Source organism: Tabrizicola aquatica, assembly GCF_002900975.1.
GTDB lineage: Bacteria > Pseudomonadota > Alphaproteobacteria > Rhodobacterales > Rhodobacteraceae > Tabrizicola > Tabrizicola aquatica.
The window spans coordinates 202,292-215,666 of record NZ_PJON01000002.1 but is presented as its reverse complement, the minus strand read 5'-3'; the positions used below and the strand labels follow the sequence as shown (position 1 = coordinate 215,666).

Genomic DNA, 13,375 nt, shown 5'->3' with positions numbered 1-13,375 from the left:
CCGAACGCTACCGCTTTCCCCCCGACCTTCAAGCCGGACGCTGCGTCAGAGATGACCGAGACCCTAGCCCCCGATGACGCCGGTATCGCCCGTGCCGCCCGCCTTCTGGCCGAGGCAGAGCTGGTCGCCTTTCCGACCGAGACGGTCTATGGCCTGGGCGGCGATGCCCGGTCCGATCAGGCGGTGGCCGGGATCTATGCGGCCAAGGGGCGGCCCAGCTTCAACCCGCTGATCGTCCACCTGCCCGACCTGGCGGCGGTCGAAGGTTACGCTGTGCTTGGCCCGAACGCCCGTTCGTTGGCGCAAGCCTTCTGGCCCGGCCCCCTGACTTTGGTCCTGCCGCTGCGCGACGGCGCTGGCCTGTCCCCGCTGGTGACCGCGGGCCTGCCGACTGTCGCGATCCGCGTCCCCGCCCATCCCCTTGCGCAACGCCTGCTCCGCGCCTTTGGCGGTCCGGTCGCAGCGCCCTCGGCCAACCCCTCGGGCCGCGTCTCGCCCACCCGCGCCGAGCATGTGCTGGAGGGCCTGTCGGGCCGTATCGCCGCCGTGCTGGACGGCGGTCCCTGCGCCGTGGGACTGGAATCCACCATCGTCGCGGCCGATCCGCAGCCCACCCTCCTCCGCCCCGGCGGCATCCCGGTCGAGGCGCTGCAGGCTGCTCTTGGCCAGCCGCTGTCCATCGGTGGCGATGCCCAGAAACCCAGCGCCCCCGGCCAGCTTGCCTCGCACTACGCGCCCGAGGCCGGGGTGCGGCTGAACGCAACCGATGCCGCGCCCGGTGAAGTGCTGGTCGGCTTCGGCCCGATCAAGGGGGCACTGACCCTCTCGGACAGTGGCGACCTGGTGGAAGCCGCCGCGCGCCTGTTCGACCTGCTGCGTCGGGCCGACCAACTGGCTGGCCCCGGTGGCCGCATCGCCTTTGCGCCAGTGCCGGAAACCGGCCTGGGCCTTGCGATCAACGACCGCCTGCGCCGTGCAGCCGCCCCGCGCAAATAGAAGCGCAGGCCACAAAATTCCCCGTTAAGAACCGGCGCAAGATATGCGATAGTCCCGCCGGGCCGCTGTGGCCAAAAAACACGAATGCCCGTCAATCAAGCTGGGCATATGAGGGAATCGGTAAATGTTCAACGAATTCAAGACTTTCATCGCGCGTGGCAATGTGCTGGACCTTGCGGTCGGTGTCGTCATCGGCGCGGCCTTCACCGCCATCGTCACCTCGCTGGTCGATGACCTGATCAACCCGTTCATCGGTCTGATCGTCGGCGGCGTGGATTTCAGCGGCCTCAGTGTCGGCCTTGGCGATGCGCAGTTCATGTACGGCAACTTCATCACCGCGATCATCAAGTTCGTGATCGTCGCCTGGGTGGTGTTCCTGATCGTCAAGGGCGTGAACCGGATGATGCCGAAAAAGCCCGAGGCCCCCGCCGCCCCGGCTGGCCCGTCGGACAACGACCTGCTCAAGGAAATCCTGGCCGAACTGAAAAAGAACTAAGTCTGACGGCCCGCAGCGTTCAAGCTGCGGGCCCTCGCCCTATGCCGTAGCGGGGCCGCGCGGCCGCAGGTACCAGTACCACAGCCGATAGGCCCATAGCGCCAGCAGCGGCCCGAAATGTACCGCCGCGGGCGGCCAACTACCCCAGTCCTTCATCGCTGCCCAGTGGATCAGCACCAGCACCGCCGCCGGATAGGCCGCGCGCTGCATCGTCTTCCAGCCCGCATGCAGCCAACGCTGTGCGGCGTTGTTCGATGTGAGGGCCAGCGGTACAAAGATCAGGAAGGCCAGCCAACCCGTCCAGATGCGGACCTGGGTCAACTGCTCCAGCACGCGGTCCAGCGTGCCCCGGTCAATCAAATAGACGACCAGATGCAGCGTGGCATACAGGAACGCCGCCACCTCGATGTCGCGGCGGTGGTGCAGCAGCCAACGCGGCCACTGTCGTCCACGGAATAGCAGCAGAAGGCCCGAGGCCATCATCCCGATGATCATGAACCGCCCCGCGAACTCTCCGGTGGGGTGGAGCAGTCCGTGAAACGCCTTCGGATCGTCGCCGAACAGCGGGCCGATCATGCCAAGCGCGGGCAGGGCAAGGACGACCCACAAGATCAGGGTCGCGGGTTTGTAGCCAAGGAGGGTCATGGGGCACCTGTTGTCAGATGCCCCATATACGCCGCAGCGCAGCGGTTCCGTCGCGCTAAAGCGCCAGCGCCTGCGCTCCGGTGATCGACGGCAGGCCCAGGGCCGTGCCGACCGCCGCATAGGTCAGCTTCCCGGCATGGACGTTCAACCCGTTCAGCAGATGCGCATCGTCGGCGCAGGCTTTCTTCCAACCCTTGTTCGCCAGGGCCAGCAGGAAGGGCAGCGTCGCGTTCCCCAGCGCCTGGGTCGAGGTGCGGGCAACCGCGCCCGGCATGTTCGCCACGCAGTAGTGCAGGATGCCGTCCACCTCATAGATCGGGTCCTGGTGGGTGGTGGCGCGGCTCGTCTCGAAGCAGCCTCCCTGGTCGATCGCCACGTCGACCAGCACTGCGCCCGGCTTCATCTCGGACAGTTGCGCCCGGCTGATCAGTTTCGGCGCTGCCGCCCCGGGGATCAGCACCGCGCCGACCACCATATCCGCCGTCCGCGCCAATTCCGCCACCGCGCCCGCGCTGGAATACTGGGTGACCAGCTTGCCGTGGAAGATGTCGTCCAGATAGCTTAGCCGCTGAACCGAGCGGTCAAGCACCGTCACCCGCGCGCCCATGCCGACCGCGACTCGCGCCGCCGCCGTGCCCACCACGCCGCCGCCGATGATGACGACATTCGCCGGGGCCACGCCCGGCACGCCGCCCAGCAGCACGCCCCGCCCGCCATTCGCTTTCTGCAAGGTCCACGCCCCGACCTGAGGCGCCAGACGCCCCGCAACCTCGGACATCGGTGCCAGCAGGGGCAGACCGCCCCGGGCATCCGTCACCGTCTCATAGGCGATGCAGGTCGCGCCGCTGTTCAGCAGGTCGTGGGTCTGCTCCGGGTCCGGCGCCAGGTGCAGATAGGTGAACAGAAGCTGCCCCTCGCGCAGGCGCTTCCGCTCGACCGGCTGGGGTTCCTTGACCTTCACGATCATCTCGGCCTCGGCGAACACCTCTTCCGCCGTGTCGACGATCCGCGCCCCGGCCGCAGCATAGTCCGCATCGGCAAAGCCTGCGCCGACACCCGCCCCGGCCTGGATCATCACCTGATGGCCATGCGCCACCGCCTCACGCGCCGCATCCGGGGTCATGCCGACCCGGAATTCCTGCGGCTTGATCTCTTTCGGACATCCGATCTTCATTGCATCCTCCCTTGGGACCCCTGGCCCCCTGTGGCATCACTGTGATCCTGTTTCGCGTGCAATGCTTTGAATTCCCGGTGACGCAGCGGCCGTCCCAGGATAGATTTCTGCGGATAGCTGCCAATCAGCCGAAGGATCTTGCGCGAAACATGGAGCTTGACGCCACAGACCGCCGCATCCTGACCGTCATGCAAAAGGACGGCCGCATCACCAATGCCGAGTTGTCGGAACAGGTGAACCTCTCGCCCTCGGCCTGTCACCGCCGCGTGCAGCGACTGGAGGAAGAGGGGTTCATTGCCGGCTACGTCGCCCTGCTGGACGCCCGCCGCATGGGCCGGATGACCACGGTCTTTGTCGAAATCACCCTGCAAAGCCAGGCCGAGGATCTGCTGGACGCCTTCGAGCGCGAGGTGGCCCGCGTCCCCGACCTTCTGGAATGTCACCTGATGGCCGGAACCGCCGACTACCTGTTGAAGATCATGGCCGCCGATACCGAGGACTTTGCCCGCATCCACCGCCAGTTCCTGTCGCGCCTGCCCGGTGTGCGGCAGATGCAGTCGTCCTTCGCCCTGCGGACCGTGGTCAAGACCACGGCGTTGTCGGTCTAGACCTGGTGATAGTCGCGGTACCACTCGACAAAGCGCCCCACCCCCTCGCGGACAGTGGTTTGGGGGCGGTACCCCGTCAACCGCTCCAGCAGCGCGCAATCCGCCCAGGTCTCGGGCACGTCGCCCTTGTGCATCTCGGTAAAGTCCTTGCGGATGTCCTGGCCCAGGGCGCGTTCGATCTCGGCGATGAATTCCATCAGCGGGACGCGGGTGCTGTTGCCGATGTTCACCACGCGGAACGGGGCGACGGGGCTTAGGCTGTCGCCGGGAATCGGCTCGCCGCCCGCGCCCGGCAGGGCCGGTGGCTGGTCCAGCAGCAGCCGGATGCCGCGCACCAGGTCGGTGACATAGGTGAAATCCCGCGCCATTCGGCCGTGGTTGTAGACGGTGATCGCCTCGCCCTCCAGCGCGGCGCGGACAAAACGGAACAGCGCCATGTCGGGGCGCCCCCAAGGTCCGTAGACGGTGAAGAAGCGGAACATGGTCGTCGGCAGCTTCCACAGATGCGCATAGCTGTGCGCCATCGCCTCGTTCGCCTTCTTGGTCGCGGCGTACAGGGTCAGCGGGTGATCGGTCTTGTCCGTCTCGCGGAACGGCAGTTCGGTATTCGCGCCATAGACCGACGACGTCGAGGCCATCAGCAGATGCCCCACCCCCAGCATCCGCGCACACTCCATCACGTTGAACGTGCCGGTCAGGTTCGCATCGACATAGGCGCGCGGGTTCTCCAGCGAATAGCGCACGCCGGCCTGCGCGGCGAGGTGGACGATCATGTCGGGCTGCTCTGCCTCGCACAGGGATTGCAGTCGGTCCATGTCCTCCAGCATCCCTTCTTCGCAGCGGAAACCGGGGGATTGCAGCAGGATCTGATGCCGCCGCCGCTTCAGCGCCGGGTCGTAATAGGGCGTCATCCCGTCATAGCCGACCACGCGGACCCCTTCGGCCAGCAAGAGTTGCGCCAGATGAAAGCCGATGAAGCCCGCCGTTCCCGTGATCAGCACCTTGCGCATCTGTCTGCCCCCGTCCCTTGCCTTCGCGTCCCAACCGGCCATCGTCAATGAAAAACCCCCGGCCAGAAGGACGGGGGTTGATCGGGCGGGGATCGCTCCCCCAGTGTCGCTTGACGTCTTAAAGACCGCCTTCGCGCTGAAGCTTCTTCCGGGCAAGTTTCCTTGCACGGCGCACGGCTTCGGCTTGTTCGCGTGCTTTCTTGACGGAGGGCTTCTCGAAATGCTGCTTAAGCTTCATTTCGCGAAACACGCCTTCACGCTGAAGTTTTTTCTTCAGGGCACGGAGAGCCTGTTCGACGTTATTGTCGCGGACGCTGACCTGCATGTGGTTGTCACCACCTTCCTAAGCTAGAGTTGCACTGTCTTGTGCAGGCGTGCGCCCTATAACAAAGGGGGTGTCCCTTGTCCACCGAAGAAGGAAACGGCCGATGACCCAGGACCTCAAGGATCGCCTGCTTGATGCGGCGCTGGGCCATGTGCCCTTTGACGGCTGGTCAGACCGCAGCCTGCGCGCCGCTGCTGCGGATGCGGCAATCGACCCGGCACTGGCCCGCGCGCTGTTCCCGCGCGGCGGGGTGGACCTGGCTTTGGCCTATCACGCCCGGGGTGATGCCGCGATGGTGGCAACGCTTGCCGCCTCCGACCTTTCAGCCATGCGCTTTCGCGACCGGATCGCCTTTGCTGTCCGCACCCGCCTTGACCTTGCGGACCGCGAACTGGTGCGCCGCGGCACCACGCTGTTCTCGCTGCCGCAGCACGCCGCCGACGGCGCAAGGGCGGTCTGGACCACGGCCGACCGGATCTGGTCCGCGCTGGGCGACAGCTCGCAGGACCTGAACTGGTACACCAAGCGCGCCACGCTTTCGGCCGTCTATGGCGCGACGGTGCTGTACTGGCTGGGCGACGACAGCACCGGCCACCATGACACATGGGAGTTTCTGGACCGCCGCATCGACGGCGTCATGCAGTTCGAGAAGCTGAAGGCGAATTTCAAGGAAAATCCGTTGGGAAAAGTGCTGCTCTCGGGCCCGTTCAAGGCTATGCAGGGGATCAAGGCACCCAAGCTGCCAGATAACCTGCCCGGCCTGCGCCGGGACTGACCGAAGCCCCGACCAGCCGGAACCTGACCCATGGCGCTTTCCCACTCCATGCTTGCCGTCGAAATCTCGCAGCCCGGCGGGCCGGATGTGTTGCAGCCGGTCTCGGTCCCGGTCCCGGTGCCAGGCCACGGCCAGATCATCATCCGCGTCGCCTATGCCGGGGTGAACCGTCCCGACGCGCTGCAACGCGCCGGCATGTATGCGCCGCCCGCCTCGGCCTCGCCGCTGCCGGGCCTCGAATGTTCCGGCACGGTGGTCGAGGTCGGGCCGGGCGTCAGCCGCTGGCAGATCGGCGATCAGGTCTGCGCGCTGCTGCCGGGCGGGGGCTATGCCGAATACGTCGCCACCCACGAATCGCACGCCCTGCCGATTCCGCGCGGCCTGTCGCTGCGTGACGCCGCCTGCCTGCCGGAAACCTGCTTCACCGTCTGGTCGAACGTTGTCATGCGCGGCGGGTTGCAGGCGGGCGAACGCTTTCTGGTCCACGGCGGCACCTCGGGCATCGGGACCACCGCCATCCAGATCGCCCAGGCCCTGGGCGCCCGCGTCTTTGCCACCGCCGGCTCGGACGACAAGGTTCAGGTCTGCCGCGACCTTGGCGCCGAAGTCGCGCTGAACTACCGGAATGAGGATTTCGTCCAGGTCCTGCGCGATGCGGGCGGCGCGAATCTGATCCTCGACATGGTCGGCGGCCCCTATATCGAACGGAACCTCAAGGCCCTGGCCGACGACGGTCGCCTTGTGCAGATCGCCTTCCTGCAAGGTCCCAAGGTCACGCTGAACTGGGCCGAGCTGATGACCCGCCGGCTGACCTTCACCGGCTCTACCCTGCGGCCGCAATCGGACCTCGCCAAGGCCCGAATCGCCCGCGAGGTTGAAGCGCATGTCTGGCCGATGATCGAACGCGGCGCGTTCCGGGTGGTGCTGGACAGCGAATATTCCCTGGCCGACGCCCCCGCCGCGCATTGGCGAATCGAGGCCGAGGGCCATGTCGGCAAGATCGTCCTCAAGGTCGAAACCTAGGCCCGCCAGCTTACGCCATGTGAAATGCTGCGGCATGCAACTTTTACGAGCGCCAGAAAGAAGGCTCTGCTAAACAAGCATCAGGCGGGGTCGTGAATTTTTGCTCAATCCTAGGCCGTCGGGCAGATCCCCAGCTGCCTTGGCATCGCATATTGGTACAACTTGTTTCGTCGACTTACCCTCGAAGCCACCATTCCTGACGACCCCGCCAACCTGCTAGCGGACCGGCTCCAGCACCGCGTCGGGCAGGCGGCAATCCCGGATCACATCAGCGCCACAGCGGCGCGGCGCAAGGTCGCGGGTCAGACAGATCCGTGCTTCCTGAATCCGTCCGGCCTTGCAGGTGATGGTGATTCCGTCCCGCTCCAGCCCGGGATTGGTCTCCAGAAGCGCGTCCTCGATCACGCTGGCGGGCAGGGTCAGGGGGCGGTCGACTTCGGCGAACAGGTCGGGAATCGCAATGCTGTCATAGGCTTCCCGCGCCGCGCGATAATAGCCGGCGGCCGACAGGCCAGAACAGCGGCCGTGTTTCTTCCACTGATAGAACGCCAGCCCCGCACCGCCCATGATATCCGCCATTGCCGCCGTTTCCGCCCGCGTCGGGTCGCGTTCGCCGGTCCGGCAAAAGCTGGGCCAGCCGTCGTCGTACTGCGGCCAAAGCCCGTGCAGGACAAAGGTCAGCCCGCGCCCGGCGTCGCATTGCGGGTCATCCCGCGCGTCGCCCTCCAGCGCGCACCAGGCGGCCGACCAGGACAGCGCCAGGACATAGTAATCGAAATCCCCCGCCCGCTCTCCCTCGGCCCTTGCCGCCGGGGCCAGCCACAGCGCAGCAAGCAAAGCCAGGACCGTCCGCATTTCCGCTTTTCCTTCTGCCCGACTGGCCTTATATGGACGTCTGAATTCCCCGAAATCGTGGAACTCGCGGGCCCCGCCCGCAGCCGTTTTCCCGGCCCGGGAGAGATTTGTAAAGGAGAGATCCGATGTCGATGTCAAAGCCTCTCATGGCCAAGGCGACCGCCGTCTGGCTGGTCGACAACACGACCCTCAGCTTCGCCCAGATCGCCGATTTCTGCGGGATGCACGAGCTTGAGGTGCAGGGCATCGCCGACGGCGACGTGGCGGCCGGGGTCAAGGGCTTTGACCCGATCGCGAACAACCAGCTTGACGCGATCGAGATCACCCGCGCCCAGGCCGATCCGCTGTATCGGATGAAGCTCAAGTTCAACGCCGCCGCCGTGGGCGAGGAAAAGCGCCGCGGCCCGCGCTATACCCCGCTGTCCAAGCGCCAGGATCGCCCGGCCGCGATCCTGTGGCTGGTCAAGTTCCACCCGGAACTCAGCGACGGCGCCATCGGTAAGCTGGTCGGCACCACCAAGCCGACGATCCAGTCGATCCGTGAACGCACCCACTGGAACATCGGCTCGATCCAGCCGATCGACCCCGTTGCCCTTGGCCTGTGCAAACAGTCCGAGCTTGACACCGCCGTCCAGGCCGCCGCCCGCAAGAAGGCCGCCGAGGGCACGGTCATGTCCGACGACGAACGCCGCAAGCTGGTGTCGACCGAGCAGTCTCTCGGCATGGCGACCGAGCCGAAGCTGCCCACCGGGCTTGAGGTCTTTGGCGACGAAGAAAAGGACGACAGCCCGGCTGGCGACTTCTCGGACGCCGACAGCTTCTTCAACCTTCCCGCCGGCGGCCACGACGACGACGAGGACGAGGACGACCACCGCCGCTGATCCGGCCCCGTGGAATTTGGAAACCCCGGTCCGCAAGGGGCCGGGGTTTTGCTTTGCGTACCCGCTCGTCGTTCGGCTTCGCCGCTCCTCGCTACGTCCCGACGAGAAGACGAAGTCGCACGAGGAGGCTACCCGTGCTTCACCATCACATGCCGGACGACCGTATAATCCTCCAGCGCATAGGCCGACATGTCCTTGCCATAGCCGGATTGCTTCAGCCCGCCGTGCGGCATCTCGTTGGTCAGCATGAAATGCGTGTTGATCCAGGTGCAGCCATAGCGCAGCCGCGCCGCCGTCGCCATCGCCCGACCCACGTCGCGGGTCCAGACTGACGACGCCAGCCCGTAGTCGCTGTCGTTGGCCCAACCCACAGCCTCGTCCACGTCGCTGAACGGCGTCACGCTGACCACCGGCCCAAAGACCTCGCGCCGGACGATCTCGTCGTCCTGCTTGGCCCCGGCAACGACAGTGGGGCGGTAGTAGAACCCCTGCTCCATCGCCTCGCCGCCCGTGGTGATCTGGACGTGATTCAACTCCCTCGCGCGGTTGACGAAGCTGGCCACCCGGTCCCGCTGGCGCTGGCTGATCAGCGGCCCGATTTCGTTGGTGGCGTCGTCCTCGGCCCCCAGAACGATGGACGACGCCGCCGAGGTAAGGTCCGCGACAAGGTTGTCGTAGATCTTCTTCCCGGCATAGACCCGGCAGGCTGCGGTGCAGTCCTGACCGGCGTTGTAGAAGCTGAAGGCCCGCAGCCCCTCGACCACCGCGCTGACATCGGCGTCGTCAAAGACCACCACGGGGGCCTTGCCCCCCAGTTCCAGATGCGTGCGCTTCACCGTCTTGGCGGCGGCATCCAGCATCTTCTTGCCGGTCGCCACGTCGCCGGTGAGGGAGATCATGTCCACCTGCGGATGGTTGATCAGGTAGCTGCCCACCGTCTGCCCGCGCCCCGCGATCACGTTGACCACGCCCTCGGGCAGCACGTCCGCCAGGATCTGCGCCAGTTTCAAAGCGGTCAGCGGGGTCTGCTCGCTCGGCTTGAACACCACCGTGTTCCCGCCGCCGATGGCGGGGCCCAGTTTCCAGGCCATCATCATCAGCGGATAATTCCAGGGCGCAATCGACGCCACCACCCCCACCGGATCGCGCCGGATCATCGAGGTATGGCCCGACAGATACTCCCCCGCCACCGTGCCCGTCATGCAGCGCACCGCACCGGCGAAGTAGCGGAAGCAGTCCACGATGGCCGGAATCTCGTCATTCCGCGCCGCGTTGATCGGCTTGCCGCAGTTCAGCGCCTCAAGCTGCGCAAAGGCATCCGCCTCGGCCTCGATCCGGTCGGCGATCTGCAACAGCGCCGCCGACCGCTCGGCCGGAGTGGTCCGCGACCAGCCTTCGAACGCCTTGCGTGCGGCCGCCACAGCACGATCCAACTGCGCGGTCGAGGCCTCGGGCACCTCCAGGATCAGCCCCCCGGTGCGCGGGTTCAGGATCTGCTCGGCCGCTTCCTGGCCCGCCTCGAAGGCGCTGCCGATCAGGAACTTGGTCTGGATGGTCATGTCTAGGTCTCCCTATTTGCCCATGCCGGCGGTCTCGGACCCGCCGCGGGTGAGGTAGTAGGCGATGAGGATCGGCACGAAGGTGGCCGCAAAGACCACGATGGCGACGACATTGGTGACGGGGCGCTGACGCGGTCGGACAAGCTCGTTCAGCATCCAGATCGGCAGGGTGGATTGCTGGCCCGCGGTGAAGGTGGTGACGATGACCTCGTCGAAGCTCAGCGCAAAGGCCAGCATCCCGCCCGCCAGAAGCGCCGAGCCGAGGTTCGGCAGCAGGACGTAGCGAAAGGTCTGGAAACTGTTGGCACCAAGGTCCGCGCTCGCCTCCAGGATGCCGCCCGACAAACGCCGCATCCGGGCGATGGCGTTGTTGTAGACGATGACGATGCAGAAGGTCGCGTGGCCCAGGACGATGGTCCAGGTGCTGAACGGGATGTCCATGACCCCGAAGGCCGACCGCAGCGACATCCCGGTAATGACGCCAGGCAAAGCGATGGGCAGCAGGATCAGCAGCGACACTTGATCCCGCCCGAAGAACCGCGCCCGCGCCATCGCGGCGGCGGCCAGCGTCCCCAGGATCATCGCCATCAGGGTGGAGATCGCCGCAACCTTCAGGGACAGCCACAGGGGCGGCCAGATATCCTCGCGGTTCCAGGCGACGCCGAACCACTGGGTGGTATAGCCCGGCGGCGGGAAGGCATAGCTGCGCTCTTCCGTCGTGAAAGCGTAAAGAAAGATCAGCAGGATCGGCAGGTGAAGGAACAGAAGGCCCCCCAACGCCGCCAGCTTCAGACCCCAGGAAGCTTCAGAGCGCATCGAACGCCCCCGCCCGTTTGGCCAGCGACAGGTAGACCAGCATGATCAGGATCGGCACCACCGCAAAAGCGGCGGCCAAGGGCGTGTTTCCTGCCGTGCCTTGCAGTTGATAGACTGTCAGCCCGATGAAGCGCGAGCTGTCCCCCACGATCTGCGGGATGATGTAGTCGCCCAGCGTCAGCGAGAAGGTGAAGATCGACCCGGCGATCACCCCCGGCAGCGCGAGCGGCAGGATCACCGTGCGGAAGGTCTGGCTGCGGGTCGCGCCAAGGTCGGCCGAGGCCTCCAGCATCGAATTCGGCACCCGCTCCAGCGCCGCCTGCATGGGCAGGATCATGTAGGGCAGCCAGATGTAGACAAAGACCAAGAAGGTCCCGAAGGGTGAGGTCGACAGGGACGAGCCTTCCAGGAAGGGGACCGACAGGATGCCGTCGATGATGAACCCGGTCCCCGTGCCTTCCGCCGCCCAGCCCAGGATACCCTCCTTCGCCAGGATCAGCTTCCAGGCATAGACCTTGACCAGATAGGACGACCACAGCGGCAGCATGACCCCAAGGTAGAAGGCGGCCTTCCACGGGCCCTTGGCATAACGGGCGGCATAATAGGCGATGGGGAAGGCGAGGACCGCGCAGGCCAAGGTGACCGCCGTCGCCATGACCACCGTCCGCAGGATGATGTCCAGATTCTGCGCCCGGAACAGTTCGGCATAGGTCTTGAGCGTGAACTCTTCCTTCACCACGCCCGAGAACTCGTCGATCGAGTAGAAGGATTGAAGAAGAAGGGCGGCGAGCGAGCCGAGGTAGACCACGCCAAGCCAAAGAAGCGGTGGGGTGACGAGAAGGAGAAGGAGGAGCCCCGGCCGCCGCCAGAACACTCCGGTCAGCCGGTCTGCCGCCCCCTTTGCGGGCAGGATCGCAGGGGCGGTCATCGGCGCGCCCCTTGATCCACAAAATTCTTGAAGGAAGAATTTTGGGCGCCTGGTTCTGCGAGGTTGGGTTGGGGACCGATGGCGGAGCCTCCGGCGGGGATATTTGCAGACAGAAAATGTGATTGCCGACAGTGCATTTTCTGTCCGCAAATATCCCGGGGGGAGCCGAAGGCGGGGGGCTGCGCCCCCCTCTGCCGCTGGAAGCCAGGCATCAGTTGGTTCCCATCAGGTGCAGGGCCTGCGGCTCGAAGGCGATGGCGGTGGTCGCGCCCTCGGCCGGAACGGGTTGGCCGGCGGGAACCAGCGCCGCGATCTCGGTCGCGCCCGTGTGGATCACGACGCGGGTGCCGGATCCAAGGTAGCGCAGCGCGGTGACGGTGCCTGAGACCGGGCCTGTCGCCGCAAGGCGCGTCGCCTCGGGGCGAAGGCTGGCCCATTGTGCCGGACCGCCAAGGGCGCGGGTGAGGTCGGGGGGCAGGACATTGGACGAGCCGACGAAATCCGCGACGAACCGCGTGGCAGGGCGGTCGTAGATATCCTGCGGAGAGCCGATCTGGGCGATCTTGCCTTCATTGAAGACGGCGAGGCTGTCGGCCATCGACAGGGCCTCGTGCTGGTCATGGGTGACGAACACGAAGGTCAGCCCCAGCTTGTGCTGGAGTGCCTTCAGCTCGTCCTGCATTGCCTCGCGCAGTTTAAGGTCCAGCGCGCCCAGGGGTTCGTCCAGCAGCAGCACGCGGGGCTCATTCACCAGCGCCCGCGCCAGGGCCACGCGTTGCCGCTGGCCCCCGGATAGCTGGGCGGGTTTGCGGTCGCCGTAGCCGTCCAGCTTGACCAGCGCCAGCATCTCCTCGGCCTTGGCATGACGCGCGGCGCGACCCACGCCTTTGACCATCAGCCCGTAGGCCACGTTGTCGCGCACGTTCAGATGCGGGAAAAGGGCATAATCCTGGAACACCGTGTTCACGTTGCGCAGATGAGGCGGCGTGTTCGACACATCCTCGCCGAAGATGCGGATCGCACCGCCCGTGGGCTTTTCGAACCCCGAGATCAGCCGCAGGCAGGTGGTCTTGCCTGACCCTGATGGGCCAAGCATGGCGAAGAATGACCCCTCGGCGATGGTCAGGTCCACGCCATCGACCGCCCGGACGGGGCCGAAATGGCGCGAAACATCTTGGAACTCGACAGCTGCGGTCATGGAGCATCCGTTGGGTGCGCAAAAGGCGCACCACTGGTCAGGGAAAACAGGGGAGTAGGGTGGGCGATCCGCCCACCCTGGTCAAA

15 protein-coding genes are annotated in these 13,375 nt (G+C 66.0%); 6 read left to right on the top strand and 9 right to left on the bottom strand.

The annotated features are described in order from the left end of the window. Positions 1 to 51 precede the first annotated feature (51 nt). Entirely contained in the window at positions 52 to 996 is a 945-nt protein-coding gene (locus tag CXR42_RS09445) for an L-threonylcarbamoyladenylate synthase (protein WP_103257297.1), read from the top strand. A 124-nt stretch (positions 997 to 1,120) separates the two neighbouring features. Further along, on the top strand, positions 1,121 to 1,492 hold the full coding sequence (gene mscL, locus CXR42_RS09440) for a large conductance mechanosensitive channel protein MscL (RefSeq protein WP_103257296.1): 372 nt from the start codon (positions 1,121 to 1,123) through the stop codon (positions 1,490 to 1,492). Positions 1,493 to 1,531: 39 nt separating this feature from the next. Here mscL and CXR42_RS09435 read toward each other — a convergent pair whose 3' ends face one another. Both CXR42_RS09435 and ald read right to left on the bottom strand, forming a co-directional pair. Continuing rightward, positions 1,532 to 2,137 (bottom strand): protein-methionine-sulfoxide reductase heme-binding subunit MsrQ, encoded by a 606-nt coding sequence (locus CXR42_RS09435; RefSeq protein WP_103257295.1) that lies wholly within the window; start codon positions 2,135 to 2,137, stop codon positions 1,532 to 1,534. Positions 2,138 to 2,192: 55 nt separating this feature from the next. Further along, positions 2,193 to 3,311, bottom strand: a complete 1,119-nt coding sequence (ald, locus tag CXR42_RS09430) for an alanine dehydrogenase (protein WP_103257294.1) — start codon at positions 3,309 to 3,311, stop codon at positions 2,193 to 2,195. A 149-nt stretch (positions 3,312 to 3,460) separates the two neighbouring features. On the opposite strand from ald, the gene CXR42_RS09425 reads away from it, so the two are divergent. Further along, positions 3,461 to 3,919: an Lrp/AsnC family transcriptional regulator gene (locus tag CXR42_RS09425; RefSeq protein ID WP_103257293.1), complete on the top strand. Its 459-nt coding sequence runs from the start codon at positions 3,461 to 3,463 to the stop codon at positions 3,917 to 3,919. Here the strand turns inward: CXR42_RS09425 and CXR42_RS09420 are convergent. Both CXR42_RS09420 and rpsU read right to left on the bottom strand, forming a co-directional pair. Then, entirely contained in the window at positions 3,916 to 4,929 is a 1,014-nt protein-coding gene (locus CXR42_RS09420) for an NAD-dependent epimerase/dehydratase family protein (RefSeq protein WP_103257292.1), read from the bottom strand. The genes CXR42_RS09425 and CXR42_RS09420 overlap by 4 nt on opposite strands. A gap of 118 nt (positions 4,930 to 5,047) precedes the next feature. After that, entirely contained in the window at positions 5,048 to 5,254 is a 207-nt protein-coding gene (rpsU, locus tag CXR42_RS09415) for a 30S ribosomal protein S21 (RefSeq protein WP_008027119.1), read from the bottom strand. A 103-nt stretch (positions 5,255 to 5,357) separates the two neighbouring features. Between rpsU and CXR42_RS09410 the strand changes: the two genes are divergently transcribed. Then, positions 5,358 to 6,029: a COQ9 family protein gene (locus CXR42_RS09410; RefSeq protein WP_103257291.1), complete on the top strand. Its 672-nt coding sequence runs from the start codon at positions 5,358 to 5,360 to the stop codon at positions 6,027 to 6,029. A 30-nt stretch (positions 6,030 to 6,059) separates the two neighbouring features. Continuing rightward, positions 6,060 to 7,052, top strand: a complete 993-nt coding sequence (locus CXR42_RS09405; protein ID WP_103257290.1) for an NAD(P)H-quinone oxidoreductase — start codon at positions 6,060 to 6,062, stop codon at positions 7,050 to 7,052. Positions 7,053 to 7,268: 216 nt separating this feature from the next. Here CXR42_RS09405 and CXR42_RS09400 read toward each other — a convergent pair whose 3' ends face one another. Then, positions 7,269 to 7,907, bottom strand: a complete 639-nt coding sequence (locus tag CXR42_RS09400) for a ribonuclease T2 family protein (protein ID WP_103257289.1) — start codon at positions 7,905 to 7,907, stop codon at positions 7,269 to 7,271. Between the two features lie 131 nt (positions 7,908 to 8,038). On the opposite strand from CXR42_RS09400, the gene CXR42_RS09395 reads away from it, so the two are divergent. Then, the gene (locus tag CXR42_RS09395) at positions 8,039 to 8,788 is read left to right on the top strand and encodes a DUF1013 domain-containing protein (protein ID WP_103257730.1); all 750 of its coding nucleotides are present in this window, start codon (positions 8,039 to 8,041) and stop codon (positions 8,786 to 8,788) included. Positions 8,789 to 8,916: 128 nt separating this feature from the next. Here CXR42_RS09395 and CXR42_RS09390 read toward each other — a convergent pair whose 3' ends face one another. The 4 genes from CXR42_RS09390 to CXR42_RS09375 all read right to left on the bottom strand — a co-directional run bounded on the left by CXR42_RS09390 (position 8,917) and on the right by CXR42_RS09375 (position 13,289). Then, positions 8,917 to 10,341: a gamma-aminobutyraldehyde dehydrogenase gene (locus CXR42_RS09390; RefSeq protein ID WP_103257729.1), complete on the bottom strand. Its 1,425-nt coding sequence runs from the start codon at positions 10,339 to 10,341 to the stop codon at positions 8,917 to 8,919. 18 nt (positions 10,342 to 10,359) lie between these two features. Continuing rightward, entirely contained in the window at positions 10,360 to 11,163 is an 804-nt protein-coding gene (locus tag CXR42_RS09385; protein WP_103257288.1) for an ABC transporter permease, read from the bottom strand. After that, entirely contained in the window at positions 11,153 to 12,091 is a 939-nt protein-coding gene (locus CXR42_RS09380; RefSeq protein WP_103257287.1) for an ABC transporter permease, read from the bottom strand. Before CXR42_RS09380 ends, CXR42_RS09385 begins: the two co-directional genes overlap by 11 nt. 211 nt (positions 12,092 to 12,302) lie before the next feature. After that, positions 12,303 to 13,289 (bottom strand): ABC transporter ATP-binding protein, encoded by a 987-nt coding sequence (locus CXR42_RS09375; protein ID WP_103257286.1) that lies wholly within the window; start codon positions 13,287 to 13,289, stop codon positions 12,303 to 12,305. Positions 13,290 to 13,375 lie beyond the last annotated feature (86 nt).